General features: G+C 53.2%; 26 protein-coding genes. 17 read left to right on the top strand and 9 right to left on the bottom strand.

Annotated features, from left to right (window positions below):
• Positions 1-131 precede the first annotated feature (131 nt).
• From ACJJIB_RS00795 to ACJJIB_RS00780, 4 genes are all read right to left on the bottom strand, one after another.
• Complete coding sequence (locus tag ACJJIB_RS00795; RefSeq protein WP_444887560.1) at positions 132-1,385, bottom strand: malic enzyme-like NAD(P)-binding protein; 1,254 nt, start codon at positions 1,383-1,385, stop codon at positions 132-134.
• A gap of 354 nt (positions 1,386-1,739) precedes the next feature.
• Positions 1,740-1,952: a 50S ribosomal protein L31 gene (gene rpmE, locus ACJJIB_RS00790; protein WP_083922744.1), complete on the bottom strand. Its 213-nt coding sequence runs from the start codon at positions 1,950-1,952 to the stop codon at positions 1,740-1,742.
• A gap of 156 nt (positions 1,953-2,108) precedes the next feature.
• Positions 2,109-2,405 carry a winged helix-turn-helix domain-containing protein gene (locus ACJJIB_RS00785; RefSeq protein ID WP_444887559.1) on the bottom strand — a complete coding sequence of 99 codons (297 nt, stop codon included), beginning with the start codon at positions 2,403-2,405 and terminating at the stop codon, positions 2,109-2,111.
• Positions 2,402-2,971, bottom strand: coding sequence for a hypothetical protein (locus tag ACJJIB_RS00780; RefSeq protein ID WP_444887558.1), 570 nt, complete (start codon positions 2,969-2,971; stop codon positions 2,402-2,404). The genes ACJJIB_RS00785 and ACJJIB_RS00780 overlap by 4 nt, the downstream gene beginning before the upstream one ends.
• Positions 2,972-3,126: 155 nt before the next feature.
• Between ACJJIB_RS00780 and ACJJIB_RS00775 the strand changes: the two genes are divergently transcribed.
• On the top strand, positions 3,127-5,352 hold the full coding sequence (locus tag ACJJIB_RS00775) for a primosomal protein N' (protein ID WP_444887557.1): 2,226 nt from the start codon (positions 3,127-3,129) through the stop codon (positions 5,350-5,352).
• 82 nt (positions 5,353-5,434) lie between these two features.
• Positions 5,435-5,995, top strand: coding sequence for an SPOR domain-containing protein (locus tag ACJJIB_RS00770; RefSeq protein WP_444887556.1), 561 nt, complete (start codon positions 5,435-5,437; stop codon positions 5,993-5,995).
• A gap of 1 nt (position 5,996) precedes the next feature.
• Here the strand turns inward: ACJJIB_RS00770 and ACJJIB_RS00765 are convergent, their stop codons facing one another.
• Entirely contained in the window at positions 5,997-6,245 is a 249-nt protein-coding gene (locus tag ACJJIB_RS00765; protein WP_444887555.1) for a DUF2798 domain-containing protein, read from the bottom strand.
• Between the two features lie 166 nt (positions 6,246-6,411).
• Here ACJJIB_RS00765 and hslV point away from each other — a divergent pair, with 166 nt between their 5' ends.
• The 5 genes from hslV (at position 6,412) to ACJJIB_RS00740 (ending at position 12,146) form a co-directional block, all read left to right on the top strand.
• A complete protein-coding gene (gene hslV / locus ACJJIB_RS00760) occupies positions 6,412-6,951 on the top strand; it encodes an ATP-dependent protease subunit HslV (RefSeq protein WP_252083840.1) in 540 nt (179 codons plus the stop codon).
• 76 nt (positions 6,952-7,027) lie between these two features.
• A complete protein-coding gene (gene hslU, locus ACJJIB_RS00755; RefSeq protein ID WP_444887554.1) occupies positions 7,028-8,344 on the top strand; it encodes an ATP-dependent protease ATPase subunit HslU in 1,317 nt (438 codons plus the stop codon).
• A complete protein-coding gene (locus tag ACJJIB_RS00750; protein WP_444883173.1) occupies positions 8,345-8,719 on the top strand; it encodes a gamma-butyrobetaine hydroxylase family protein in 375 nt (124 codons plus the stop codon). It begins immediately after the preceding gene.
• Between the two features lie 244 nt (positions 8,720-8,963).
• Positions 8,964-10,499: an alkaline phosphatase gene (locus ACJJIB_RS00745; RefSeq protein WP_444887553.1), complete on the top strand. Its 1,536-nt coding sequence runs from the start codon at positions 8,964-8,966 to the stop codon at positions 10,497-10,499.
• 15 nt (positions 10,500-10,514) lie between these two features.
• Complete coding sequence (locus ACJJIB_RS00740; protein WP_444887552.1) at positions 10,515-12,146, top strand: alkaline phosphatase; 1,632 nt, start codon at positions 10,515-10,517, stop codon at positions 12,144-12,146.
• An 86-nt stretch (positions 12,147-12,232) separates the two neighbouring features.
• Here ACJJIB_RS00740 and ACJJIB_RS00735 read toward each other — a convergent pair whose 3' ends face one another.
• Positions 12,233-13,045 carry a CHAD domain-containing protein gene (locus ACJJIB_RS00735; RefSeq protein WP_444887551.1) on the bottom strand — a complete coding sequence of 271 codons (813 nt, stop codon included), beginning with the start codon at positions 13,043-13,045 and terminating at the stop codon, positions 12,233-12,235.
• Between the two features lie 138 nt (positions 13,046-13,183).
• On the opposite strand from ACJJIB_RS00735, the gene ubiE reads away from it, so the two are divergent.
• The 8 genes from ubiE (at position 13,184) to tatC (ending at position 18,750) form a co-directional block, all read left to right on the top strand.
• A complete protein-coding gene (gene ubiE / locus ACJJIB_RS00730) occupies positions 13,184-13,933 on the top strand; it encodes a bifunctional demethylmenaquinone methyltransferase/2-methoxy-6-polyprenyl-1,4-benzoquinol methylase UbiE (protein ID WP_252083834.1) in 750 nt (249 codons plus the stop codon).
• Positions 13,934-13,986: 53 nt separating this feature from the next.
• Positions 13,987-14,616: a ubiquinone biosynthesis accessory factor UbiJ gene (locus tag ACJJIB_RS00725; protein WP_444887550.1), complete on the top strand. Its 630-nt coding sequence runs from the start codon at positions 13,987-13,989 to the stop codon at positions 14,614-14,616.
• 2 nt (positions 14,617-14,618) lie between these two features.
• Entirely contained in the window at positions 14,619-16,229 is a 1,611-nt protein-coding gene (ubiB, locus tag ACJJIB_RS00720) for a ubiquinone biosynthesis regulatory protein kinase UbiB (RefSeq protein WP_444887549.1), read from the top strand.
• A gap of 55 nt (positions 16,230-16,284) precedes the next feature.
• Positions 16,285-16,698: a phosphoribosyl-AMP cyclohydrolase gene (gene hisI / locus ACJJIB_RS00715; RefSeq protein WP_444887548.1), complete on the top strand. Its 414-nt coding sequence runs from the start codon at positions 16,285-16,287 to the stop codon at positions 16,696-16,698.
• An 8-nt stretch (positions 16,699-16,706) separates the two neighbouring features.
• Positions 16,707-17,045: a phosphoribosyl-ATP diphosphatase gene (locus ACJJIB_RS00710; protein WP_252083830.1), complete on the top strand. Its 339-nt coding sequence runs from the start codon at positions 16,707-16,709 to the stop codon at positions 17,043-17,045.
• 111 nt (positions 17,046-17,156) lie between these two features.
• Positions 17,157-17,420, top strand: coding sequence for a twin-arginine translocase TatA/TatE family subunit (gene tatA / locus ACJJIB_RS00705; RefSeq protein WP_252083828.1), 264 nt, complete (start codon positions 17,157-17,159; stop codon positions 17,418-17,420).
• Positions 17,421-17,449: 29 nt separating this feature from the next.
• Positions 17,450-17,998 (top strand): Sec-independent protein translocase protein TatB, encoded by a 549-nt coding sequence (tatB, locus tag ACJJIB_RS00700; protein WP_252083826.1) that lies wholly within the window; start codon positions 17,450-17,452, stop codon positions 17,996-17,998.
• On the top strand, positions 17,995-18,750 hold the full coding sequence (gene tatC, locus ACJJIB_RS00695; RefSeq protein ID WP_252083825.1) for a twin-arginine translocase subunit TatC: 756 nt from the start codon (positions 17,995-17,997) through the stop codon (positions 18,748-18,750). Before tatB ends, tatC begins: the two co-directional genes overlap by 4 nt.
• 384 nt (positions 18,751-19,134) lie before the next feature.
• Here the strand turns inward: tatC and ACJJIB_RS00690 are convergent, their stop codons facing one another.
• Positions 19,135-19,329 carry a DUF3149 domain-containing protein gene (locus ACJJIB_RS00690; RefSeq protein ID WP_444887547.1) on the bottom strand — a complete coding sequence of 65 codons (195 nt, stop codon included), beginning with the start codon at positions 19,327-19,329 and terminating at the stop codon, positions 19,135-19,137.
• Positions 19,330-19,599: 270 nt separating this feature from the next.
• Complete coding sequence (locus ACJJIB_RS00685) at positions 19,600-19,833, bottom strand: hypothetical protein (RefSeq protein WP_152455765.1); 234 nt, start codon at positions 19,831-19,833, stop codon at positions 19,600-19,602.
• A gap of 76 nt (positions 19,834-19,909) precedes the next feature.
• Here ACJJIB_RS00685 and ACJJIB_RS00680 point away from each other — a divergent pair, with 76 nt between their 5' ends.
• Both ACJJIB_RS00680 and ACJJIB_RS00675 read left to right on the top strand, forming a co-directional pair.
• Positions 19,910-21,046 (top strand): aminopeptidase, encoded by a 1,137-nt coding sequence (locus tag ACJJIB_RS00680; protein WP_444887546.1) that lies wholly within the window; start codon positions 19,910-19,912, stop codon positions 21,044-21,046.
• Between the two features lie 242 nt (positions 21,047-21,288).
• Complete coding sequence (locus ACJJIB_RS00675; RefSeq protein WP_444887545.1) at positions 21,289-23,286, top strand: hypothetical protein; 1,998 nt, start codon at positions 21,289-21,291, stop codon at positions 23,284-23,286.
• 203 nt (positions 23,287-23,489) lie between these two features.
• Here ACJJIB_RS00675 and gap read toward each other — a convergent pair whose 3' ends face one another.
• Positions 23,490-24,515, bottom strand: a complete 1,026-nt coding sequence (gene gap, locus ACJJIB_RS00670; protein ID WP_444887544.1) for a type I glyceraldehyde-3-phosphate dehydrogenase — start codon at positions 24,513-24,515, stop codon at positions 23,490-23,492.
• Positions 24,516-24,543: the final 28 nt, after the last annotated feature.

Genomic DNA, 24,543 nt, shown 5'->3' with positions numbered 1-24,543 from the left:
AACTTTGATGCTGTGACAGAAAGGCAGTTTAGCGACGGGTGCTTTATGGCTCAAGAAGTCTGTGGGGGTGAAAGCGGCAAACGCCCGCCCCGAGAGGATAAGGCGGGCTTCTAGGGATGAATTAACCGGCCCTAGAGTGTTTGCAGCGGGTAGTTTTCGGGGTAAGGCAGGCGGGCACAGCCGCTGTCTACCGCTGCGCGCGCTACTGCGGCGGCAACTTCCGGAAGCAGGCGTGGATCCGTGGGTTTGGGCAGGATATAACTGGGCCCAAAACTCAGCTCCACCCCGCCGTAGCCCTCGCGCACCGAGTCTGGCACCGGCAGGTGGGCGATCTTACGGATGGCTTCAATTGCGGCCAGCTTCATCTCTTCATTGATACGCGCCGCACGCACATCCAGCGCGCCACGAAATATAAAGGGAAAGCAGAGTACATTGTTGACCTGGTTGGGGTAATCCGAGCGCCCGGTAGCCATGATCAGGTCGTCGCGTACGCTGTGGGCCAGCTCTGGTTTGATCTCCGGATTTGGATTTGAGCAGGCGAATACCACTGGCTTCGGCGCCATGCGCTGCAGCTGTTCGGCGGAGAGCAGATCTGGGCCCGATACTCCGAGGAATACATCGGCACCGGTGATAGCGTCATCGAGGGTGCGCATATCGGTATCCCGCGCCCACTCACCTTTATAAGCATTGATATCGGTGCGGCCGGAGTGAATTACCCCACGGCTGTCGAGCATGGTGATTTGATCTTTGCGTGCGCCGGCGGCCAGCAGCAGTTTGCAGCAAGCGGTGGCGGCGGCACCAGCTCCAAGGCACACCATGCGCACGTCGCTGATTTTCTTACCCTGGATCTCCAGGGCATTTAGCATGCCGGCAACGGTCACAATTGCAGTGCCGTGCTGGTCGTCGTGGAATACGGGTACTGGGCAGCGCTCAATCAGTGCCTCTTCAATATGGAAGCACTCAGGCGCTTTAATATCTTCGAGATTGATGCCGCCGAAGGTATTGGCGATGGCGGCAACTGTCTGAATAAACTGCTCCGGGCTGTTGACGTCCACTTCGATATCCACCGAGTTGATATCGGCGAAGCGCTTGAACAGTAGTGACTTGCCCTCCATCACCGGCTTGGAGGCCAGTGGGCCCAGGTTACCGAGGCCGAGGATGGCGCTGCCGTTGGAAATGACCGCCACCAGGTTGCCTTTGCCGGTATAGCGATAGGCGGCCTCTGGGTCCTTGGCAATTTCACGCACAGGTTCCGCCACACCGGGACTATAGGCCAGCGACAGGTCCTCCTGAGTTTCAGCGGGGGTGGTCAGCTCGACTGAAAGTTTGCCGGGGCTGGGGAGTGCGTGGTAATCGAGCGCTGCCTGGCGCAATGAATCCGTCATTTGGGGGCTGTTCTCTCGAAAACGGGGGGCGACACTCGGGGCGTCATCCCGGTTACTGCGGGTTTCAGAGAATAACCGAGGGGTGCTTGCGGTCACAAGCTCACAGAGGCAATGAAACAGCTACTTATTACTATTTTGCCCTTAACATTTGGCCAAATTCAGGATGATCAGCCGTCTAATATTCAATTTAAAGGATAAATTTACTGCTAATAACGAATATATTAAGCGATACAAATCGATTTCGCCCCAGCACTCTGGATCTGAGCAGAGCGCTGAATTTGCAGCACAAAAAAGGGCGCCGTGGAAAATTCCAGGGCGCCCTTTCTGAAGTACCAAAGTACCTCTTTATCCGGATTACTTGCCGATGCGGCTGCCGAAACGCTTCTTGAAGCGGTCCACGCGTCCACCGGTAGTAGCCTGCTTCTGCTTGCCGGTGTAGAAGGGGTGGCACTGGGAGCAGACGTCGATCTGCAGATCTTTGCCCAGGGTGGAGCGGGTCTTAACAACATTGCCGCAGGAGCAAGTAGCGGTGATGTCGGTGTAGTTAGGATGGATATCTGCTTTCATGATTGCCTCTTTCCGAAACCGCCACCCGATCTGTTGCCGGGCACGGCATCGTCGTTGGAGCAGGAACCGGATTGGTTCCAGGCTGATTAAAAAGTCGGCGCATACTATCAGATTAGCGCCGGGGTTCAAGCCCAAATACAAGGCCGGGCAATGGTGTTATTCCGCGGCGGCGATAAGTTGCTGCAGAGCCTGCAGGTGCTTGTTCAGCGCCTCTCGCCCGCTCTCAGTGAGGCGATACCAGGTGACGGGTTTACGCTCTACAAAGTCTTTGCGCAGAGTAATATAGCCCTGCTCTTCCAAGCGGCGCAGCTGCGCGCCGAGGTTGCCATCGGTCACCTGCAACTGCTCCTTGAAGAGAGAGAAGCTGATTTCCTCGTATTTCGCTAGCATCACACAAATCGCGAGGCGTACCCGGTGTTCGAGGACCGGGTCCAAGTCCGCAAGGGCTTTCATTGCGCCGCTCCATTAGTTTGCCTGGCCCGCTGTACCAGGCCGGTCCAAACAAGTCCACAGCCGATCGCCAGGCCGCTCAGTACCCAGGCGTAGGGCGGTGTCAGCAAAATGATCAGCAGGTAACTGGCCAGCATTAATATACCGCTATAGAGCAGTGGGCGGATCAGGTGGATACCGGCGAGGCTATAGGAGAGTCCGGCTAAAAGCAGAAATTGCTCCGGGCCAGCGGCGTTGGGCTTGGCGATCATTGTGGCCAATATCAACAGGAAACCGATCCCAGTTACCAGCCAGTGCCAACCATACTTGCGACCAAAGGTACTGTTATTGATGCCAGTGCGGCGTGCTGTTCGCTCGCCCAGCCACCAGCTGAACAGTCCGCCGGCGGTACTCGCCACCAGGAAGTAATACACGGTGAGTTGCGGGGCCAGGTCCGCCAAAGCGAATCCGATAAAAATTAGTAGTCCCCACAAGAAATAGAGTGATGGGATGCCGTTCTCCATTTGGTTGCTGCGCACGGCATCGCTGACAAAATCCAGGCTGTCTTTGAGTTTTTCCATATCGGTCATGGCTGTCTTCCTTGCTAACTTAGTGAACTCTAAATATTAGAGTTGATTTATAGAGTACTCTGAATTTTAGAGTTGGCAAGTAAAATTTGCAGTCTCTGTACCTTGTCGTAACAGCCAGTACACTAGCGCCTTTTACCAAGGTTATTGGGGGCGGGGTGCAGCAGACGGTACCAAAGACAGTGCAACAGGGAGTTATCCTGCGGTTGGCGGTGCCAGTGCCACTGCGGCGTCTCTTCGATTATCTGCCCCCGGAGGGCCTCAATCCCGCTGAATTGAAACCCGGCCAGCGCTTGTGGGTACCTTTTGCTGGGCGCAAATTGGTAGCCGTATTGGTGGAGTTAGTGCCGGAGTCGCCGCAGGCACAGCTGAAACCGGCGCAGGAACTGATTGATAGCAAAGCCCTGTTCGACAGTGGCGCGCGCAAACTTCTCAACTGGATCGCCGATTATTACCAGGCCCCGGTTGGAGAGGTTTACGCCGCCGCCCTGCCCGCCGCGTTGCGCAAGGGCAAGCCGGCTGATCATTGGGCTGAGCAGTGGTTGCAACTCACTACCGAGGGCAAGGGGCTACCGGAATCTGCACTGGCGCGGGCGCCCAAGCAGCAGGCCCTGTTGCAACAATTACTGCGCGCCGGCCAGCAGAGCCGCACCTACCTGAAAACCCAGGGGCATACTCCGGCAGTGATTCGCGCCTTGCAGGAGCGCCAACTGGTGGAGTGGGTCTCGGGTCCTACGGTGCCGCCGCCCATTCCGGCAGCGGAGGCCACTCCGCCACCGCAGCTAAACAGTGAGCAGCAGCAAGTGCTCGAAGCGGTGGATTGCAGTTGCTTTTCTGCCACCTTGTTAGAAGGCACCACTGGCAGTGGCAAGACCGAGGTCTACCTGCGGTTAATGGAGCGGGTTCTGGCCGAAGGGCGCCAAGCCTTGTTGTTGGTACCGGAAATCGGTCTCACTCCGCAGACTTTGCGGCGTATCGCCGCGCGCTTTCCCGAGCACAGTATCGCCGCCCTGCACTCGGGGCTGGCCGAGGGCGAGCGCGCCCAATCGTGGCTCGCCGCCTCTGAGGGCCAGGCGGATATCGTTATTGGCACCCGCTCGGCAATTATGACGCCACTGCCGAGACTCGGTGTGGTGTTGGTAGATGAGGAACACGACGCTTCATTTAAGCAACAGGATGGCGTGCGCTATTCCGCCCGTGACCTGGCGGTGGTATTGGCGCGCAACAGTGATGTGCCGGTGCTGCTGGGTTCTGCAACGCCTTCCCTGGAAACCTTGCACAACGCCCTTAATGGTCGCTATCAACATTTGCGCATGCGCCAGCGCGCCGGCGATGCGCGCCCGCCGCAGATCCACGTGGTGCCGACCCTACGCGAGCCCCTGGAAGAGGGTTTTTCGCCTCAGGTTTTACGCCATATCGGCGAGACCCTGGCTCGCGGAGAGCAAGTGCTGGTGTTTATTAACCGGCGCGGCTTTGCACCGGCACTCAACTGTGATGATTGCGGCTGGATTGCCGACTGTCCGCATTGTTCCAGTAAACTCACCATGCACCGACGCCAGCGCCAGCTGCGTTGTCACCACTGCGATTATCGCCGCCCCCTGGTGGATACTTGTCCGCAGTGCCACAGCCGCTCAATCTCTGCCCTGGGAGGCGGCACCGAGCGCAGCGAAGAGTTACTGGCGCGGCGCTTTTCCGATTACCCGGTAATTCGCGTTGACCGGGATACCACCACTAGTAAGCAAGCTCTCGATCGCTTGCTGGCGCCGGCCCGCGATGGCGAACCCTGTCTGTTACTGGGCACTCAGATGCTGGCCAAGGGGCACCATCTACCGAGGGTGACCTTGGTGGTGATCCAGGATGCCGATGGCGGCTTGTTCAGTGCCGATTTTCGCGCGCCCGAACGCACAGGCCAGTTGCTGGAGCAGGTGGCGGGGCGCGCCGGGCGCGGCAGCTTGAGTGGCCGCGTACTGGTTCAGAGCCGCTTCCCGGAGCATCCGCTGCTGCAAATGTTATTGGAAAAAGGCTACGGGACTTTTGCGCGCCAGCTGTTGCGCGATCGTGCGGTGGCACAGCTGCCTCCGACCCACGCCATGGCACTGGTGCGAGCCGAGTGTGAGGAGCCCGCCTGGGCCGAGGAATTTCTGCATAATGCACGCCTATTTATGCAATCCCTAGTGCCGCCCTCACCCCAGTTGCAATATCTGGGTCCGGTGCCGGCGCTGCTTGAGCGCAAATCTGGTCGCTACCGTTTTTATGTTCAGGTGACCGCACAAAATCGCGCCCAGTTACAACCCCTGCTGGCCCGGGTATGTGCCTGGGCCGAGAGCAATAAGAATCGCCGCTTGCGCTGGGCGGTGGACATGGATGCGCAGGAATTGTCGTGAATTTTGCGAGAGAGCAATGCCCTTGTGTAAATTGGCGGTACAATTTGCCCGCTGAGTAGACTATCCAGGGAAGAATTCCACCATGAGCCGTCGCAACACGAAACGCCGCAGCAAAAGTGCCTCGGGCAAACCCGCATGGGTGTGGTTTGTACTGGGCAATGCCGTGGGTGGCTTTGCGGTGTTCTTGCTGCTGCAGTTCGGTGTGGCCGGCAATGGCAAAGGTGCCGCTGGTGACAGAGCTCCGGCAACCAAACCGACGGCGCAGGCGCCGTCCGAACCGCGCTTTGATTTCTATACCATGCTCAAGGAAAACGAAGTTTCGGTACCGCCACCCAAGGTGGCCAAGCCCGCCATTCGTGGGGAGTCTTCCTCCAATAAACAAGAGGCTGCTGATAAGGTCAAAGCGCAGGTTTATATCTTGCAGGCCGCCTCTTTCCGCGAGGCGGCGGAAGCCGAGCGCCTGCGCGCCCAGCTCACCCTGGCCAATCTGGATGTCAAAGTGGAGTCTGCCAGTGATAGCCGCGGCACTTGGCATCGGGTCTTGGTTGGCCCATTTGACAACCGCTCGCGCATGGCCAAAGCCCGCCAGGTTCTGGCAGAACATCGCCTGATGCCGCTGGTATTGAAGCGACCTGCAAATTAAATCAACTGCTGGATTCCTCATCTGGCGCCGCCAGTTTGCCCAGCAGACTTTTTATTACCGGTCTGATCAGTGGCGGCAATCCCAGTGAAATTATCCAGGCCAGTAACCAGGCCCGGCCCCATATCGGCAGAAATCCTTCGCTGAATCCCTGGTGGGAGTAGGTAATCGCCCCAGAGATTACTCCCGACATCACGCAGGTCATAACCAGGGTGAAAAGCGGCTTGAAGTAGCGGGAGGGAAGCAGAGCCAAGAGGCGAATCCGCAATGGATGACGGGTTCTCAGTATAGCAATTGGCCCTTCTCTTATTGAAATCGGTGCGTCCCGTCCTCACTTATCTAATCTGACTAATTTTCCCGGCGTGTAAGGCAGCAGGCCTTGCACAGCCACAGTACACGCGTAATCCGAGAGGTCTCCATTGGAACAGTATCGCGGAACCACCATTTTATCCTGTCGCCGCAACGGCAAAGTTGTGATTGGCGGCGACGGCCAGGTGTCTCTGGGCAACACCATTATGAAAGGCAATGCCCGCAAGGTGCGCCGACTTTACAAAGATAAGGTTATCGCTGGTTTTGCCGGTGGCACCGCCGATGCCTTCACCCTGTTTGAGCGTTTTGAAGCCAAGCTGGAAGCCCACGGTGGCCAGTTGACCCGCGCTGCGGTGGAGCTGGCCAAAGACTGGCGCACAGACCGCGCACTGCGTCGCCTGGAAGCTCTATTAGCGGTGGCAGATGACAGCGCTAGTTTGATTGTGACCGGCAACGGCGATGTGATTCAGCCGGAAGATGACCTGATTGCTATCGGTTCCGGCGGCCCCTTTGCCCAGTCGGCGGCGCGCGCGCTGCTCGACAATACCGATATGGATGCGCGCTCCATCGTTGAGCAGGGCTTGAAAATTGCCGGTGATATCTGCGTCTACACCAACCACAACAACACTATCGAAGAATTGACTTACTGACCGGGCGCACTCAGAAGAAGCACCTGAGTCCAGCGGGCTGCAACCTGGCCCGCACAACCGTTTTGCAGGAATTTGTATGTCCCAGATGACCCCCCGTGAAATCGTCCATGAACTCGATCGCCACATCGTTGGCCAGCAGGATGCCAAACGCGCGGTAGCGATTGCGTTGCGCAACCGCTGGCGTCGTATGCAGGTGAGCGAGGATCTCCGTGCCGAAATCACCCCGAAGAATATCCTGATGATCGGCCCCACCGGTGTGGGTAAAACCGAAATCGCACGCCGTCTGGCAAAGCTTGCCAATGCGCCTTTCATTAAGGTTGAAGCGACTAAGTTCACCGAAGTGGGCTATGTTGGCCGCGATGTAGAATCTATCGTGCGTGATCTTGTCGAGATGGCAGTGAAGCAGGAGCGCGAACTGGCCATGGCCGGCGTGCAACAGCGCGCTATGGATGCAGCCGAGGAGCGCATTCTCGACGCCCTGCTGCCACCTGCGCGTTCGGCTGAGCCCAACGACAAGGATTCCAGCACCCGCCAGCTGTTCCGCAAGAAGCTGCGCGAGGGCGACTTGGATAGTAAGGAAGTGGAAATTGATATGGCCGCCGCGCCTATGGGTGTGGAGATTATGGCCCCTCCTGGGATGGAGGAAATGACCAACCAGCTGCAGGGCATGTTCTCGAATATGTCCCAGGGCAAGACGCGCAAGCGCAAGCTGCCGGTCAAGCAGGCGATGAAACAGCTTACCGATGAAGAAGCCGCCAAGCTGGTGAACGATGAAGATATCAAAACCCGTGCGATTCGCGCTGCTGAACAAAACGGTATCGTTTTTATCGATGAGATCGACAAGGTGGCCAAGCGTCAGGAGAGCGGCGGTGCCGATGTCTCCCGTGAAGGGGTGCAGCGTGACCTGTTGCCACTGATCGAAGGCAGCACCGTCAACACCAAGTACGGCATGATCAAGACAGACCATATTCTGTTTATCGCCTCCGGTGCCTTCCACCTGTCCAAGCCCTCGGACCTGATTCCCGAGCTGCAGGGGCGTATGCCGATTCGCGTGGAGCTGAGCTCGCTGACTTCCGCCGACTTTGAGCGTATTCTCACCGAACCCTCCGCGTCTCTGACCGAACAGCAGAAGGCTTTGCTGGCGACAGAGGGTCTGGAACTGCAATTCACCGAGGACGGCATTCGCCGTATCGCCGAAGTGGCTTACGAAGTGAATGAGCGCACCGAGAATATCGGCGCACGCCGTTTGCACACGGTGTTGGAGCGCCTGCTGGAGGAGGTTTCCTTCGATGCCGGCGACGGCGACAAGTCTCTCAAAGTGGATGCGACTTATGTGGACAGTCACCTGGGTGAGCTGAGCCAAAACGAGGACCTTTCGCGTTTTATCCTGTAAATGAAACCGCAAAAAATACGATTAAATCGCGCAGAGAAAACTCTGCAGTTGCTGTTTGCCGATGGCGAGTTCAGCCTGCCGGCAGAGTATCTGCGTGTCTACTCCCCCAGCGCCGAGGTGCGCGGCCATGGCAATAGCCCCGCACTGCTGGTGGATGGAAAAATCCATGTGGGTATCGACAGGGTCGAAGCCGCCGGTCGTTACGGTCTGAAAATCGATTTTGATGACGGCCATGACACCGGCATTTACACCTGGGAATATCTGCGTGAACTGGCCGAAAAATACACCGTCAATTGGGAGGCCTACCTGGAGCGCTTGCGCGCGGCGGGCAAGGGGCGCGACCCGGATGAAAGTGTGGTGAAATTTATCGGTTAGCTGCCAAGTGCGCCCTTCAGTGGCGCACTTTCCTTCCCTCCCAAAGTATTAAAAAGCGAGGAAAAACAATAATTTCCAGCATTATTTCGCAATACTGTAACAATTATGTGGCTGCCTTTTTGCAGTTGTAACAAGCGTACAAATCTTTATGACAAAGAAAACGAGATGTTAATCGGCGCGTAATTCTTTTGTCATATTTCCGGACTCTAATGCTCGCCAAATTCACGAGTTCCGGAGGCCCACCGTGGCAAAAAAACTTGCCCGCGCACTCAGCGCCTTTTGTTTGATTCCTCTCGCTTCCGCGGTTTCCGCCGCGAGCCTGCCCGATTACCAAACTAAGAGTGAATGGTTTACCGAGGCGTCCGATCGCCTGGAAGAACGCGTTTCTCTTACCCGTGAAGCCAAAACTGCCAAAAACGTCATCCTATTTGTTGGCGATGGCATGGGGATTTCCACCCTGACCGCAGCCCGTATCTTCGAGGGCCAGCGCCGCGGTGAACCCGGTGAAGAGAACAGCCTTTCTTTTGAGGAGTTTCCTCACAGTGCCCTGATCAAAACCTACAACACTAACCAGCAGACCCCCGACTCCGCTGGCACCATGACCGCCATGATGACCGGGGTGAAAACTCGCGCTGGTATGATCAATGTGGATGGCAAGGGCCTGGTGACTGATTGTGCTGCGAGTAAGGAGCTGGGTTTGAACAGCTTCCTCGAGATGATGGAAAGCCGCGGCAAGGCTACCGGCATTGTCTCTACCGCACGTCTCACCCACGCCACTCCGGCAGCCACTTATGCCCATAGCGCCAGCCGCAAGTGGGAACACGCGGCCGATGAGGGCTGTACCGATATCGCTACACAAATGGTGGAAATGAACATCGGCGATGGCATGGAAGTCATGCTCGGTGGTGGCCGCAACTACTTTACACCGGTGGCTGAAGGTGGCCTGCGTGAAGACGAGCGCAACCTAACGGGTGAATGGCTGCTGCGCTATGACGGTAAGCAGAATGCGGTCTACGTCGAAAATGGTTTTGAACTGTCGGCAGTGGATATCGCCAAAACGGATAAGCTGTTGGGTCTCTTTACCGAAGATCACATGAGCTACGATGCCGACCGCATCGCCAAGAACAGCGAAGAGCCCAGTATCGTCGAGATGACCACCACCGCTATCGATATGCTGCAAAAAGATGAAGACGGCTTCTTCCTGATGGTGGAATCCGGCCGAGTCGATCATGCTCACCATTCCGGCAATGCCTATAACGCACTGAATGAAGCGATCGAGTTATCTGACGCGGTCAAGGCAGCGCTACAAAAAGTGAACCTGGAAGAAACCCTGATCCTGGTGACTGCTGACCACAGCCACGTAATGAATATGGCGGGCTATCCCACCAGGGGTAACCCTATCCTGGGCAAGGTGATTGGTAACGATGACAGCGGCGCGCCGAATGAGGCCGTCTCTCTGGCCGAGGACAATAAGCCTTACACCACCTTGACTTACACCAATGGTCGTGGCTTTGCCGATTTGGGTACTGAAACTGATGCAGACAAGCGCGATGACTACGATATCGCCGCCGGTCGCCATGATTTGACGCATGTGGATACCGAGATGCCTGGCTTCCACCAGGAGTCCCTGGTTGCTCTGGGGGGCGAAAGCCACGGTGGTGAGGATATCAGCCTGCACGCGATCGGCGCCGGTGCTGAAAAAGTGCAGGGACATCTGGAACAGAATGCGGTTTTCCACATAATGACTGCCGCGACCGACCTGTCGCTGTCAGAAGAATAATTGGGGGTATTGACCATGAAACAGTTTAAAAAGACCCTGCTGGCCTTTTCCGTTGCCGTACTGGCCAGTGCCTGTAGCGACGATAACTCCAGCTCCAACAATGTTGCCGAAGTGCCGGATGCTACTGAAACACCGCAGCAGCAGAATTACTTGGGCCTTTCCTCAACCCAAAGTGAAAGCAGCTGGTTCGAAGATGGCCAGAAAGCGGTAGCTGCGGCGAGCGCAGAGAAAATCAACAATACGCCGGGTGCCGCTAAAAACATTATTCTGTTTGTGGGCGATGGCATGGGTATCTCCACTGTGACCGCCGCGCGCATCTTCGCCGGCCAAAAACTGGGTCTAGACGGCGAGGAATACCAGCTGAGCTTCGAAAAAATGCCCTTTGCCGGTTTGGTAAAAACTTACAACACCAACCAGCAGACCCCGGATTCCGCTGGCACCATGACCGCTCTGGTTACCGGTGTGAAAACCAAGGCCGGTATCCTGAGTGTGGCCGAAGATGTCGCTCGCGGTGACTGCGCTGCCAGCCTCGAACGTCCCCTGACCACCTCCCTGGAGCTGGCCGAGGAACTGGGGAAAAGCACCGGTATCATCAGCACCGCGCGTATCACCCACGCCACGCCCGCAGCCACCTATGCCAAGGTGCCTGAGCGTGAGTGGGAATACACTGCTCCGGACGGCTGTCGCGATATCGCCACCCACCTGGTTGAACTGGAAGCCGGCGATGGTATCGACGTGGTAATGGGCGGCGGCCGCCGCAACTTCCTGCCAGCGGACTTCACCGATGCGGAAGGCAAGACTGGTAAGCGCACAGATGGGCGCAATCTGATTGAAGCGTGGAAAACTCGTTATAACGATGGCGTAACCACCGCGCACTACATGGAAGACAAAGCCGGGTTTGACCAGCTGGATGTGAATAACACCGATAAGCTATTGGCGTTGTTTAACTCCTCTCATATGCGCTATGAGGCCGATCGTGGCAACGATGTTGGCGGCGAGCCTTCCCTGAGTGAAATGACTGCCAAGGGCATCGAGATGCTCCAGCAAAACGATAAGGGTTACTTCCTGATGGTGGAGTCCGGTCGTATCGACCACGGTCACCACGCCAACAATGCCTACAATGCTCTCAGCGATGCGGAAGAGTTTGCCAAGGCGGTGCAGGTAGCCCTGGATAACACCAATGCCGAGGATACTCTAATCGTTGTTACCGCGGACCACAGTCACGTGATGACCATTGCCGGTGGGACTACCCGTGGCAACCCAATCCTCGGCAAGGTGGTTAAAAATGACAAGACCGGTGTGGCTGAAGAGATGCCCAAGCTGGATAAAACCGGCTTGCCTTACACCACCCTGAACTATGCCAATGGTCGCGGTTTTGCACATTACGGCGACAATACCGATGCTGATGACCGCTACTATGACGATATTGTTCAAGGGCGTCAGGATCTTACCGATGTCGACACCACCGCTCCCGGCTTCCACCAGGAAGTCCTTGTTCCTCTTTCTGGGGAGACCCACGGCGGCGAAGATGTGGGTGTCTGGGCCCGCGGTCCCGGTGCCCACTTGGTGAGCGGCACCAATGAGCAGAACTACCTGTTCCATGTGATGGCTCGCGCCGGCGGCCTGCTGGAGCAAAGCGCCAAATAAGTTGGCGAGTTTAAGGCGCGGGAAACCCTCCTGCGCCTTTTTAGTTTTTTGGTGAATAGTTTCAGCGCCCTCTGTGCCAGCATCACTTAGATCACAAGTGTTTTGTGGGCAAAGAAAATGGCGCAACCGTCTTCTATTTTTCTGCGCAGTCGCATCTTGTGCCAGTCCCCCATCTCCAATAACTTGATTAACTCTTCCCCTAATGGCTCTCCCACAGTGATGGCAAAGCGACACAGTAGGTATAGATCACGCCAGTCCCCTAGTATTTGTGCGAGTTGTTTGAGCGGTTCACAGCGCAGCGCTACAGATTGGGGGTGTTTCTCTCTGAGTAGGCGACAGTGGTACCAGTGATCTTTTACCCTTTTACGCAATTGATGCAGTTTATGGGCGTTATCTCCTTCGCGTGTTTCTAGCCAGGTTTTGTGCGCGCGCTGGTAGCCGCGTAAATATCCTACGTCGATATCTCTCCAATCAATATTTTGCAGGGGCCAACACTCAATACTCTTTTGTGCCTCATGCAGTAACCCTTCGACCCGAATAAGGCTCTCCTCATCTCGCAGCGACCGCTGTAATTGGTGCAGCACTCTATGCATTTTTTCAAAGTGGTTGGGGGGAGCTAGGGTAAGTAGCGCGGTGCGAATGGAGACCAGATCGCGGCCCGCCGATAGGGATCGCGCTAATTTCCGGTAGCGATCGTTCTCGAGTTGGAAGAGTGAATTTTCTTTCGGAAAAATCAGTCGCAGTAGAGCACGCAGTTTCTTGCAGTGTTTACGTAGCTCATGAACGGCATGTTCACCTGGCAGAAGCCGGGCATTATCACAGGCGGCGCGTATTTCTGCGTGAGCCGCAGTGCGCAGACTCAGTGCAGCGGGCATGTCGCTGTCGAGTCGGTAATCCATGAATTGGCCCTGGACTCAGTATTTTCTCTAGTGTGATTTAATTTTAGTGAGTTGCCACTGGGTGAATCATGGGCACTGTTCCGCCGGCTTGGTCGATGTACAATGGCGCACTGAATTTGGCTCAGCAGGCAGCACAGCATGAAGGATCGCAAGACCACCCACTTCGGCTACCAAGAGGTCCCGGTGGAGGAAAAGGCCGGTCGTGTGGCGGAAGTGTTCCACTCAGTGGCGGCGCGTTACGACGTAATGAACGACTTGATGTCCGGGGGTATTCACCGCCTCTGGAAGCGTTTCACCATCGAATTGTCCGGTGCGCGGCCGGGACAGAAAATTCTGGATATCGCCGGGGGCACCGGTGATCTCACCGCGCGTTTCTCGCGTATTGTGGGCGCCAGCGGTCAGGTGGTGTTGGCAGATATTAATGAATCGATGCTTAGGGTCGGCCGCGACCGCCTGCTCGATCGTGGCATTGCCGGCAACGTAGTGCCGGTACAGGCGGACGCCCAGTACCTTCCCTTTCCGGACAACACCTTCGACTGTATTACCATCGCTTTTGGTCTGCGCAATGTCACCGATAAAGACTTGGCGCTGCGCTCCATGTTGCGGGTACTGAAACCCGGTGGGCGCTTACTGGTACTGGAGTTCTCCAAGCCGGAATCGAAACTGCTGGAAAAAGTCTACGATCACTACTCGTTCCGCCTGCTGCCATTTATGGGGAAATTGGTGGCCAACGACGCGGAGAGTTACCGCTACTTGGCGGAGAGCATCCGCATGCATCCGGATCAGGAAACGCTCAAGCAGATGATGGTGGATGCTGGATTTGTCGATTGTGAATTTCATAATATGACCGGTGGCATTGTGGCGTTGCACCGTGGTATCAAGCCCTGAGAGGTGCCCGTCGTGATTGACCCCCAAGTGATGGCACGAGGCCAATAACCACCATGAGCGATCCCACCTATCGCGCAGGTTTTGACGCCGCGCTGGAAACCGCTATTAATACTGCCTTGCAATACGATCCCGCGACCCGAGCACGCCTGCAGGAATTGGATGGCAAAATCATGGCGCTCGACCTGACGGCTCCAAAGTTGCAATGCTGCCTTTGTATCGAGGGAGATCAGGTGCGCGTGCGCCAGCACTGGGAGGGAGATGTAACGACCACCATCAGCGGCTCGGCTATTTCCCTGGTCCGACTACTAAAGGACCCCGATGCTACGCCTGCGGCACTGGGTGTCTCTATCAGCGGCTCTAGTGCTCTACTGGCCGAGTTGCAGTGGATCATGAGCGATCTGGATATCGATTGGGAGGCACCACTTGCGCAAGTGTTTGGCGATATTCCCGCCCACTCCATCGGCAATGTGCTGCGCAGTGCTAGTAGCTGGTTAAGTGCCAGCCTTAGTCGCGCGCCGGTTGCGGCCGCAGAGACGATCAGTGAGGAATGGCAGTTGACGCCACCACAGGCACAATTTGAAGCTTTCGCGGATGACCTCGCCGAGTTGTCCCTGGCTACCGAGCGCCTGGAGGCGCGGGTGCGCCTACTGCAGGAACAGTTTTCCCGCGGGGAGGCCGAGTAGTCTTGCCTATATCCCGTACTGTTACCATCGCGCGGGTTTTCCTGCGCCATCGCTTAGATCTGTTATTACCAGCCGAACGCCGCCCCCTGTGGCTGCGCGGATTACTGGCTCCACTCAAACTGTTGCCGCAACCAAAGATGGAGCGCGGTGAGCGACTGCGCCGCGCGCTGGAAGAGCTGGGACCGATCTTCGTTAAATTCGGTCAGCTGCTCTCCACTCGCCCGGATTTGTTGCCGCCAGATGTGGTTGAGCAGCTCGACTACCTACAGGACAAAGTACCGCCCTTCCCCAGTGATCAGTGTCGCGCATTGATTGAGGAAGCCCTTGGCGCTAGTGTCGATGAAGTCTTTGCCAGCTTTGAGCACGAGCCCCTAGCGGCAGCTTCGGTGGCACAGGTTCACGCCGCCGTGCTTAACAGCGGCGAGTCAGTCGTGGTCAAGGTGCTGCGCCCGGGCATCGGCGAAGTGATTCAGGAAGATTTGCGCCTGTTGCGGGTGATTGCCCGGGCTATCGAACGCTTCGTGCCAGAGGGCCGGCGTCTGCGCCCGGTGGAAGTGGTGGAAGACTACCGTCATACCATCGAGGGCGAGTTGGATTTAACCCGCGAGGCGGCCAACGGCACCCAGTTGCGGCGTAATTTCACTAATTCCCCACTGCTATATATCCCCCAAGTTTACTGGGATTACACCCGCGAAAACGTGCTGGTGCTGGAGCGTATCATTGGTATTCCTGTCACTGATTTAGCGCAGCTGCGCGAGCAGGATACCAATATGCCGCTGTTGGCCGAGCGCGGTGTGGAGATCTTCTTCAAGCAGGTTTTTGAATACAACTTTTTCCACGCGGATATGCACCCGGGCAATATTTTTGTCTCCCGGGAACACCCGCAGCGTCCGCAGTATATCGCTATCGACACCGCCATTGTCGGCAGCTTGTCGCGAGAAGATCAGTACTACCTGGCGCGCAACTTGCTCGCCATGTTCCGGCGCGATTACCGCATGGTGGCGGAGCTGCACGTACAGAGTGGCTGGGTTCGTGCGGATACCCCTGTAAACGCCTTCGAGGCGGCAATTCGCGCCGTGTGCGAGCCGATCTTTGAGAAGCCGCTGGGGGAGATTTCCTTTGCGCGGGTATTGATCAGCCTGTTCCAGACTGCGCGACGCTTCGATATGGCGGTGCAGCCACAGTTGGTGTTATTGCAGAAGACCCTGTTGAATATCGAGGGTTTGGGACGCCAGCTTTATCCGGAATTGGATCTGTGGAAGACTGCTCATCCATTTTTGGAGCGTTGGATGCGTGAACGCATCCACCCCAAAACACTGGTGGGCGAGATCAAGCGCTACGGTCCCGAGTGGCTGGAGAAGTTTCCACAGATGCCGCAATTGGTCTATTCAGCCCTTGAGCAGTCGCGGGAATTGGCGCCACAACTGGAAAATATCGGTGAAAAACTGGCGAGCAGTCAGCGCCGTGGGCGCTGGCAGTATTTGCGTCGGCTCGGCGGGGTAGTGCTCGCTGTAGGTGCCCTGGCCTTAAGCCGGCCGCAGTGGCTGGAGCAGTTGCCACCCTCTGGTTGGGTATTGGGCATCGCAGCCCTGATTTTACTGCTTTGGCCCTAATGGCACTGGCGGCAGTATTTTGCCGGCGTCGCGCCGGCCTACACTTGGAATTCAGATGGAAGAGACATTGACTCAAGCTGTGCCAGCAAGCGGCTTTATTGATCAGGTCAGCTGGAACAGCGATGGCCTAGTGCCCGCCATTGCCCAGGATTTTAAAAGCGGTCGCGTGTTGATGATGGCGTGGATGAATCGCGAGTCTCTGGCACTGACCGCTAGCGAGGGCTATGCGGTCTACTGGTCGCGTTCCCGCAAAGGCCTGTGGCGCAAAGGGGAGTCATCCGGCTTCCTACAGAAAATACGCGAGATTCGCCTCGATTGTGACGGTGACACCGTGCTGTTAATGGTTGAGCAAGAGGGCGGAATTGCTTGCCATACGGGCCGTAGCAGCTGTTTTTACAACCTCTTGCAGGACGGTGAATGGCGCGTTAGCCAACCGGTATTGCAAGACCCCAAAGCCATCTACAAGTGAGCTCGGAAATGAGTGATCTGCTGCAACAACTCGATGCGGTACTAGAGAGCCGCAAATGCGCAGAGGATGCCGATAAATCCTATGTGGCCAGCCTGCATAGGAAGGGGCTCAACAAAATACTGGAAAAGGTGGGCGAGGAAGCCACCGAAACAATTCTCGCCGCCAAAGATGCGCAGGCCAGTGGCGACAACCGGGATATGATCGCCGAGACGGCGGATCTCTGGTTTCACTCATTAGTGATGCTTTCGCACCTGGGAGCGGACTCCCAGGATGTAGTGCGTGAACTGGGTCGGCGCTTTGGTCTCTCTGGCCTGGAGGAAAAGGCATCCCGCAGTAAAGAGGGATAAGAATTCAGTTGGAAGGACTGGCGTAACAGTCCTCTGATAAGTTGTGGTTTTACCCATGGTGGCCAATGGCAATGCAAATCGGCTGCCGTATTAAATGACATGGAGACAATTATGGGATTCGGTGGAATTAGCATCTGGCAGCTGTTGATTATCTTGGTCATTGTCCTGCTGCTTTTCGGAACCAAGCGCTTAAAAAACCTCGGTGGTGATCTGGGCGGTGCACTGAAAGGCTTCCGCAAAGCGGTTAAGGATGATGATAAGGATGAGGACAAAGATAAAGACAAAGACCCTGAGCGTCTTCAGCACGATGAGGAAGAAAAGCCGCAACAGGGCAGCACCTCGAAAGAAAAAGACAAGCAGTCCCAGGACAAATAATTCGGCACTGTTAACGCGAGTAATGCCCCGTGTTTGATATTGGCTTTTTTGAACTGCTACTGGTCGCGGTAGTGGCACTGCTTGTGGTGGGCCCGGAGCGCCTGCCCGATGCCATCCGCACGACAGCGCGCTGGTGGTCTGGCCTGAAGCGAACCTTGCAAGGTGCGCGTGAGGAACTGGAACGGGAAGTCGGTGCCGACGATATCCGCCGAGAGCTGCACAATGAGCGCATCCTCAAGGAGATCGAGGAGAGTCGCCGGGAAATGGAGCGTACCTTTAGTGAGGCCAACCGCGAGGTGAATGAATCCCTGCAGCAGCAGGAGGAGCCACAGCCCAGCGAGTCGGCCAAACCTAAGGAAAAAGCTCCAGCCAAAGTGCCCCAGGAGCCCGAACATCCGCGCGCGGAAAAAGAAGACTATTTACCGGAGCAGGATGAAACTGTTGAAGAGTTGCAGGACCCGGAATACCCGGAGCACTGGCACGATTTAGGTGATCCCGAACTGAATCCGGAGCACCCGGAAAATACGCCTAAAGACCTAGAAAAAGAATCGCAACAGGAAAAAGACAAGCAACCATGAGCGATCAATCACAAGACAGCCATCAGCCCTTTATCGATCACTTGATCGAGCTGCGGGATCGGCTGCTGCGCACTTTACTGGTTGTAGTGGTTTTGTTCGCCTGCCTGGTACCCTTTGCCTCGGATATCTACAACTTTATTGCCAATCCGCTACAGGAGCGTTTGGTCGGCGATGCAGGCATGATTGCCACAGAGGTGACCTCCACCTTCCTTACGCCATTTAAGACCACCTTTATTGTATCGTTTTTCATCGCCATTCCCTTTGTGCTCTATCAGGCCTGGGCTTTTATAGCTCCCGGTCTTTATAAAAATGAAAAGCGTATTGCGATTCCAATCTTGGTCACCAGCGTATTTTTGTTTTACGCCGGTGTGGCCTTTGCCTATTTTGTAGTGTTTCCTATTTTATTTGATTTCTTTGTTGGCTCGGCTCACGCAGATATCAAAGTTATGCCGGATATGCGCAGCTATCTGGATTTAGTATTGAAGTTATTTTTTGCCTTCGGCTTCGCTTTCGAGATCCCTATCGCCACGGTGTTATTGATTTGGAGTGGCGCAGTGGATGCCAAAACCCTGGGGAGTAAACGTCCCTATGTGATTGTGGGCTGCTTCCTGATCGGTATGCTGCTCACCCCACCGGATGTTATCTCCCAGTCCCTACTGGCCGTACCCATGTGGTTGCTATTTGAGGTGGGAATCTTGTTTGGTCGCTGGATTACATCGCGCCGGTCGAAAGAGCAAGCCGAGCAGTCTTGATTTGCGGATTTATAAAAAATTACATTTCCGCCATCACTTAAACGGCTCGAAGTAGTTTTTCAAATCAACATTTTGCTTGCGCAATAAAATGCCCCGACTGCTTTCGCAGCCGGGGCAGTCGCCCTGTTGTTTTACCTGCCCTAACCAAAATCCAACGCCGTGCTCTCAAACAGAGCTGGTTGTGGATAGACAGTCTGCGTTCCATGCAATAAAAAGCCGAACGATATTGGTTTTTGCGCCACTACTGGCAAGCCCCCATCGCAACAAAAACCAAACGGTCAGCTGAGGAAATTAGCGATTAAGATCAGAAACTCCTGTTTCTTAAAATAACCGCCTGCACCGCAAAAAACTTGCGGCAATGGTACTACCCTGAGACCCCAGGTATTAGCGAGATGCAGCCGCCGTTTTATTGACACGGGTGGCTGCAGCGCGCTCTTTCTTTTCCTGCTCCGCTACTGCTTTTTCCACATTGTTACTAACCAGTCGATAAAAATAGTATGCCATCAGGAATATAAACCCGATTACGGCCAGACTGAGCAAGCCGGAAAAGCTGGTAAATAGATCAATTAAGGCATCCATCTTTCTCTCCAGTACGCCAATGCTTCAGTTATGCAGTGTATGGAGTAGTGCTACAAACCTCTTGACCTAAATCAACTGGGCTTAAGTTACTGGAGAAGAGAAGGATCTGTGGTCTTTAGCTGGGCGTATATAAGCTGATACCAAGTGCAGGTGTTCTTAGGGGGCTACTTTTCCTAAAGGAGAAGATGCAGCACTGCGACTGACCAGTATTTTACTTGATAGAGTTAGCTAGGTTCATATATGCGCTTTAGAGCATAGGGAATTTTTTCATCAGTGCAGCACAAAACTTAATAGCAGGCAGGCAAGTGCTGCGCCCCATAAAAGATATAACTCCTGCTCCTGGCGCCAGCGAGGGAGAAGCAGCATAAGTGCCAAGGGAGGTATAAAAAGAGCGAGGAATCCGGCTATAGTGCTGTCGTCAAAGCACACTTTCACTAATCGCAGCCATGCAATGGCGGCAAAAGCCAGGGCAAATACTGTCAGAACCGCGCTAACTGGCATCATGCTATAACCCTTAGAGGCTATTGAAGGGGAAGAAAAGGCCCTGGCCAGATCACATAAAATGACAATAGGAAAGGAAGTGTATAGCAGATTGCTTATCACGGGCCTGCCAAAAAAATGGCTTAATTTGCGCTTATGGCTGCTTATCATCCCACTGTATTTGGCGGGCTGTGAAACCGTCGGTTATTACGCCCAAGCAGCTGCAGGCCAGTGGCGTATTTTGTCTGGGCGTCAGCCGATAGAAAAAGTCATTAATGAACCGGGTACCAGTGAGCAATTACAACAGCAGCTACAACTGGTATTGCAGATTCGTGCCTATGCAGCTGAAGTTTTGCAACTGCCGGTAGGTGATGCCTATAGCGCTTATGTACAGCTAGACGACACCTACCCGATTTGGAATGTCCTAGCAGCGCCGGAGTTTTCCCTTGAGCCTAAGCGCTGGTGTTATCCTATCGCCGGCTGCGCCAGCTACCGTGGTTATTTTCGCAAGTCTGCGGCAGAGGCAAAAGCGAATCAGCTGCGAGGACAGGGCTATGATGTATATCTGGGCGCAGTGCCCGCTTACAGCACCCTCGGTTGGTTTAACGACCCAATATTATCCAGTTTTGTTAATTGGCCTCAGGAACGCCTAGCCGGTCTTTTATTTCATGAGCTGGCCCATAGAAGGGTTTATATCTCCGGTGATACCCAGTTCAACGAGAGCTTTGCCACCGCCGTCTCAGAAATTGCCCTACCCGGCTGGCTCAGTAGTCAGGGCCTGGTCAGCTCCGCAGCTCAGGCACGTGCAGAAACCTTGTCTGTGCGTCAATTGATGGCAGCCGCACGCAGCCAATTACAAACAGTCTATCAATCTTCACAGCCAGATGATTTAAAGCGCGAACAAAAAGCCCGGGTTTTATCCCGATTACGGCAATGCTATAGAAAGCTATCTGCAAACTGGCCCAATCCAACTCGCTACCAGAGCTACATAGAAAAAACGAATAATGCCACCCTGGCTCTAGCCGCTGAATATGAATCCCAGGTGCCTGCCTTTAAGCAGCTTTATTTGGATAGTGGTAGTTGGGTGGCTTTTTATAATGCTGCGCAAAGGTTGGGAGATTTAGGTAAAGTTAATCGCGAAGAACGTTTACGCCAGTTGGGGGATGAATATCGCCGGTCAAACTCAGAGATAAAGCAAGGAGGGCTAGATGAAATGAGTTGCATTTTACATGATTAATATAAAAATTTCTTAGACGACCCTTTCTTGGTAAAGGGTTTTTATTGGGAATTTTTCTAACCATAAGAAGGATCAAACCTGATCCTATCACTATCAACAAGCCATGTTCAGATATTTATTTGCATTTTGTGACAGCTAGTTAGTGTAATTTCAAAACTTCATCTCTTAATTTTTCTGGCCTGGCTCTGCTTGTTTCTTTATAGTCCCGTCCCTCAGAATTCCATCCAGTATGAATGAGTAGAATGATGTACCCTAAATTCTTATCCAATTTTCTAATAATTGGTTGCTTATTACTTCTATCAGCTTGTAGCAGCGATGATAAAGACAAGAATAATGAGCTCCCCGAGAAAACGGTTAGCTTGACGATTGAAGGATATGTGGAAACTACGAGCTTTACCCATGCTGAGGTGAGGTTACAGGTAGCTGATACTGAATTTTATGGAGAGGTAGATGCGTTAGGGAATTACTCTATCGATATAGATATCCCTGAATCTCAGATTGATAGCTTTGTAAGAGCTGAAGCCATTTTTCCTGCCGAAAGTAGTATAAGACTTGTGAGTCTACTTGGCTCTGTAAGAACTTTGCTAGAGAAATCTGGTGAAGACGGAGTCTTAGTGCAGGAGGAAAAGAATGAGGTAAATATTACCAGTATTTCTACAGCTTTTTCCGCGTATCTAAAAAGCATAAATGCAGGGGAGATAAAGTCAGACTCAGAGTTAACTTTATCCTTAAGGAGTCTTGATGCTTCCGTAGTTTTTGATATAGCTGCTTTCATTAGTTTATATAGTAGTAATGAAAGTTTAATGAAAGATTCCGGTCTTTCTATCCCTAATGCTTATCGTGATATATATGAGTTAGCAGCCAATAAATCCGCAGTATCTATTTCTGTATATAACGCAAAAGAAAGGCTTGCTGATTTGTTCGATAAGGCACAGTCAAGTCTAATTGAGAATATAAAATTATTTGGCTATTTATCTAATAGTAATTTGCAAATAGCAGATACCTATTATCTACCATATTTGAAGGTGAGGCTTACTCTACGACCAGATGGAACCGGTGAAATTAATGGAGAAGTTGATAATACTAGTTTTACATGGTCAAAAAATGATAATGGAATTACGTTTAAAGATGCAGATTTGATAAGGCACGTTAGTTTTTTTGGAACCTACTCCGTAGAAAGCCATATCGTAATCAACGATCTTGTTTGGATGATGGACAGTGATGCTATTTCATCAGTTATTCTGCAAGTTGAAGAATATGATGTCAGTCCTGATCCTATTATTCTTGACCCAGAGATAAAGAGCAATATTTACGCAGAAACTGCGATTCGCTCCTCAAGCATAATAAAAGTTTCTGAGTCAGTTAAGTTGGAACAAGAATATAGTATGCCGACACCAGCTATGCTTGGAGAAGTCATAAATCCCGTAGATGGGGTTTCTCCCAGGCTTTCAGTTAGAGTTCTTGGTATGAGCTTTAGGGGAGAGTTTGAAACTGGTGGGACGGTCAATATATCTATTCCTGGTGTGGAGGGAGATGGAAGAAAGACAAGCACTAATATGTCAGGGGTTTGGCGCTTGGAAGACGATAAAAAAATCATTATAGATACCTCTGCAGGAAGTAAATTCACATATGTTTTTCTAGACTATATGTATAAGGGAAAAAATTTAACGTTTGTTCTAGAAGAGTCAGAGAAAGGACGACTAATAGATTTTGATACTGTACTAGCTAAAGATCTGGATTCATGGAAAGAGAATACAGTAGAGGGTATTTATCAATTTAGCTCGTACTTTGCTCAACCATTAGATTACTCTTGGTTTGAGGTGAATTCTGACGGCACAGTAAAAAGAATAACTATTTTTGATTGGGATTCTGATGGAGAGTTAGTTAGTGATGAACTTGATATTTATTCGGGGCTTTGGAAGCTATCTGATGATGGAAATTTGATTATTAGATTTTACCGGAGAATGAATGGTGACAGCTGTATGCCTAGTGACTGGGATCCCCAATCCAATGCAGATTGCTCACTTGGTAGTGAGCGAGAGTGGAACCTTTCTCAGGTATCAGAAGAGGAGCAGTTGTTCTGGATTAGAAAGGAGTTGAAATTTTTCTCAAATGAAAGACGTGATGAAATTCCTGGTTTATCTGATTTAACGAATAATATATTCGTTGGTGGGCATATATATAATTCATTTATGTATAAAGTTAGTGAAAGGCCCGTACCATTGCCTGTCGACCAATAAATTAGAGTTCCATAATCAAATAGAAGAACTGTATTTTTGCAATTGGCTTATAGGGCGGTAAGGATTTACCGCCTTTATTGTCCTTATCCAGAGCATGCTAAGTTGATGAGCTCTATACTTGGAACTGATATTTATTAGGTGTCGATTTTCCTATTAACGCAAAATCGGTATTTTAGTGCTAGAAGTAAATGGCTTTTTTAGCCCTAATGGGAGGTATTCTTTTGGGTTAATTCTCTGGCCACATCCAACATCCGATTCGCAAACCCCCACTCATTATCAAACCAAATCAATATCTTTACTAATTTTCCGCCGGCAACCCGTGTCTGACTGGCATCAATAATTCCCGAGCGCGGGTCGTGATTAAAGTCGCAGGAGGCGAGGGGTTCTTCGGTGAAGCCGAGTACGCCTTTAAACTCGGTCCCAGCTGTGGATTTTAGTAAAGCGTTGATCTCACTTTGACTTACGTCTTTTTGTAATTGAACCGATAGATCAATAGCGGAGACATTGACCGTGGGTACGCGCATAGCCTGGGCTTCGAACTTTCCAAATAAGTGCGGCAATATGCGCTCGATGCCGCGGGCGAGTGCGGTGTCGACGGGAATAATTGAGGTAACGGCGGAGCGTGTTTTTCTTAAATCGGTGTGGTGATAGGCATCGCTTACCGGCTGATCGTTCATGGCGGAGTGGATGGTGGTCAGCACGCCCGCTTCTATACCAAACGCCTTGTCGAGCGCTGCGATTACCGGCACGCTGCAATTGGTGGTGCAGGAGGCGGCAGAAATAATAGTTTCATTGCCGTTCAGGGTGTGATCGTTAACCCCATAAACAATGGTGGCATCCACATCGCGGCTGGCGGGCTGGGAGAATAAAACTTTTTTTGCCCCTGCGGCCAAGTGCAGTTCGGCACAGCGCCGCTCTTTAAAACTACCGGTGCACTCAAGCACGATATCGACATTTTCCTCGCGCCAATTCAGGTCTTCCAAACGCTCGAAATGCGTGACTGCGATGGAATCGCCATTAACTGTTAGTGTGTCATTTTCCACTGAGACATCACCGGCGAAGCGACCGTGTACCGAATCGTACTTGGTAAGGTGGCCGATGGTCGCGCAGTCTGCCAGCTCGTTGATGGCGACAATCTGCAGGGTATCGCGAGCGCCGGATTCGTACAGAGCGCGCAGAACGGAGCGGCCGATACGGCCATAGCCATTAATGGCGAGTCGGGTGGTCATAGCGGTACATGCCGGATAGGAATTGAAG

Source organism: Microbulbifer mixtoriginis (SeqCode) (assembly GCF_052467705.1).
The sequence above is the reverse complement of the archived record's forward strand: the minus strand, read 5'-3'. Positions and strand labels throughout refer to the sequence as shown.

What these genes read in the sequence shown, in the direction of transcription:
- ACJJIB_RS00795 (WP_444887560.1), bottom strand. Translation starts at nt 1,385, where the DNA reads ATGACGGATTCATTGCGCCAGGCAGCGCTCGATTACCACGCACTCCCC.
- ACJJIB_RS00690 (WP_444887547.1), bottom strand. Translation starts at nt 19,329, where the DNA reads ATGGATGCCTTAATTGATCTATTTACCAGCTTTTCCGGCTTGCTCAGT.
- ACJJIB_RS00740 (WP_444887552.1), top strand. Translation starts at nt 10,515, where the DNA reads ATGAAACAGTTTAAAAAGACCCTGCTGGCCTTTTCCGTTGCCGTACTG.
- gap (WP_444887544.1), bottom strand. Translation starts at nt 24,515, where the DNA reads ATGACCACCCGACTCGCCATTAATGGCTATGGCCGTATCGGCCGCTCC.
- hslU (WP_444887554.1), top strand. Translation starts at nt 7,028, where the DNA reads ATGTCCCAGATGACCCCCCGTGAAATCGTCCATGAACTCGATCGCCAC.
- hisI (WP_444887548.1), top strand. Translation starts at nt 16,285, where the DNA reads ATGGAAGAGACATTGACTCAAGCTGTGCCAGCAAGCGGCTTTATTGAT.
- ACJJIB_RS00750 (WP_444883173.1), top strand. Translation starts at nt 8,345, where the DNA reads ATGAAACCGCAAAAAATACGATTAAATCGCGCAGAGAAAACTCTGCAG.
- ACJJIB_RS00725 (WP_444887550.1), top strand. Translation starts at nt 13,987, where the DNA reads ATGAGCGATCCCACCTATCGCGCAGGTTTTGACGCCGCGCTGGAAACC.
- ACJJIB_RS00785 (WP_444887559.1), bottom strand. Translation starts at nt 2,405, where the DNA reads ATGAAAGCCCTTGCGGACTTGGACCCGGTCCTCGAACACCGGGTACGC.
- tatA (WP_252083828.1), top strand. Translation starts at nt 17,157, where the DNA reads ATGGGATTCGGTGGAATTAGCATCTGGCAGCTGTTGATTATCTTGGTC.
- ACJJIB_RS00685 (WP_152455765.1), bottom strand. Translation starts at nt 19,833, where the DNA reads ATGATGCCAGTTAGCGCGGTTCTGACAGTATTTGCCCTGGCTTTTGCC.
- rpmE (WP_083922744.1), bottom strand. Translation starts at nt 1,952, where the DNA reads ATGAAAGCAGATATCCATCCTAACTACACCGACATCACCGCTACTTGC.
- ACJJIB_RS00675 (WP_444887545.1), top strand. Translation starts at nt 21,289, where the DNA reads ATGATGTACCCTAAATTCTTATCCAATTTTCTAATAATTGGTTGCTTA.
- ACJJIB_RS00780 (WP_444887558.1), bottom strand. Translation starts at nt 2,971, where the DNA reads ATGACCGATATGGAAAAACTCAAAGACAGCCTGGATTTTGTCAGCGAT.
- ACJJIB_RS00710 (WP_252083830.1), top strand. Translation starts at nt 16,707, where the DNA reads ATGAGTGATCTGCTGCAACAACTCGATGCGGTACTAGAGAGCCGCAAA.
- ACJJIB_RS00770 (WP_444887556.1), top strand. Translation starts at nt 5,435, where the DNA reads ATGAGCCGTCGCAACACGAAACGCCGCAGCAAAAGTGCCTCGGGCAAA.
- ACJJIB_RS00735 (WP_444887551.1), bottom strand. Translation starts at nt 13,045, where the DNA reads ATGGATTACCGACTCGACAGCGACATGCCCGCTGCACTGAGTCTGCGC.
- tatC (WP_252083825.1), top strand. Translation starts at nt 17,995, where the DNA reads ATGAGCGATCAATCACAAGACAGCCATCAGCCCTTTATCGATCACTTG.
- ubiE (WP_252083834.1), top strand. Translation starts at nt 13,184, where the DNA reads ATGAAGGATCGCAAGACCACCCACTTCGGCTACCAAGAGGTCCCGGTG.